The 1361-nt window shown below is 76.0% G+C and carries 1 protein-coding gene and 1 pseudogene; one reads left to right on the top strand and one right to left on the bottom strand.

Features of this window, described 5'->3' with window-relative positions; translation table 11 throughout:
- A pseudogene (locus IE312_RS43100) lies at nt 1-439 on the bottom strand (hypothetical protein); the annotation flags it as partial.
- 172 nt (nt 440-611) lie between these two features.
- On the opposite strand from IE312_RS43100, the gene IE312_RS43095 reads away from it, so the two are divergent.
- Nucleotides 612-1361: NAD(P)-binding domain-containing protein (locus tag IE312_RS43095; protein ID WP_229900765.1), on the top strand; the 750-nt coding region annotated here is incomplete at its 3' end.

The raw sequence follows: 1361 nt of genomic DNA, 5'->3' as shown, positions 1-1361 counted from the left end.
GCAGCCCGCGCACCTCGGCGTCCGGGACGTTCTCCTCGTTGCGCTCCTGCATCGGCACGTTGAGGACGAGCGTGCGGTCCGCCTGCCGACGCCGCCACCACGCCCACGGGTCCAGGAAGCCGGGCGGGCCCTCGATGTCCTCCCAGCTGCCGCCGGGCAGATAGGTGTGGGCGACCTTCAGCCGGGTCCCGCCGAGCCAGTGGCTCAGCGCGGCCATCCGCGCGACCCCCCGCGGGCCGGAGTCGAGGAACGCCCCGAAGGGCGGGACGGTCCGGGCGGCCGCGGAGGGTGCCGGGGCCGGCGCGGGGGGCTCAGGGGTCCGCACCGTTTCCGTGCCCGCGGCGGACCCGGGGCCGACCGCCAGGGTGGCCAGCGCGACGACCACCGCCGCGATGACGGCCGGCCTCCCGGGCCGGGCTGTGCGCCGGTGTGGAGCCATTCCCGCTCCTCTCCTCACTCGCCCGTGCGATGACCCGGACTCCCGGTCATCCCAGATGACTGACGGACAGTCACATTCATATGACGAACGCCGGTACGGATACCGCTTCGGGACCGCCGACCCCCCGCACGGGCGAACGCGAGGACTCCGACGAGAAAGCGAGCAGTTGCCGATGTACGACCTGCTGGTGGTGGGCGCCGGACCGTACGGCCTGTCCATCGCGTCGCACGCCACGGCGGCCGGCCTGGACGTCCGGGTCCTCGGCCGGCCCATGGCGGCCTGGCGCGACCACATGCCCCGCGGCATGCTGCTCGCATCGGAGCCGTGGGCGTCCGACCTGTCCGACCCCGAGGGCCGCTGGCGGCTCGACGTCTTCCGCGCCTTCCGCGGGACGACGGCCCGGCACGCCGTCCCGGTCCCGCTGGAGGTGTTCGCCGAGTACGGGCTGTGGTTCGCCCGCAACGCCGTCCCCGGCGTCGACGAACGCACCGTGACCCGGGTGGCGCCCCGCGCCGGCGGCTTCGACACCGTCACCGAGGACGGGGAGACGATCACCGCGCGGACGGTCGCGCTGGCCGTGGGCGCGCTGCCGTTCGCGCAGATCCCGGCCGCCCTGCGCGGCCTGCCGCCGGAACTGGTCTCGCACAGCAGCGGCCACGCCGGCCTGGAACGGTTCCGCGACCGGGACGTCACCGTGATCGGCGCCGGGCAGTCGGCCCTGGAGACGGCCGCGCTCCTCGCCGAACAGGGGACCGAGGTCCGGGTGCTGGCCCGGACGGACCGGCTGCGCTGGCACGACGCCCCGCCGCCCCGGGAGCGTCCCTGGTGGCGCTCGGTGCGCTCCCCGCACAGCGGCCTCGGGCCCGGCTGGCGCAACTGGTGCTACGCCGAGCGGCCCGGCCTGTACCGGCGGCTGCCGGAC

The organism is Streptomyces capoamus (assembly GCF_014654935.1).
Taxonomy (GTDB): Bacteria; Actinomycetota; Actinomycetes; order Streptomycetales; family Streptomycetaceae; genus Streptomyces; species Streptomyces capoamus.
The sequence above is the reverse complement of the archived record's forward strand: the minus strand, read 5'-3'. Positions and strand labels throughout refer to the sequence as shown.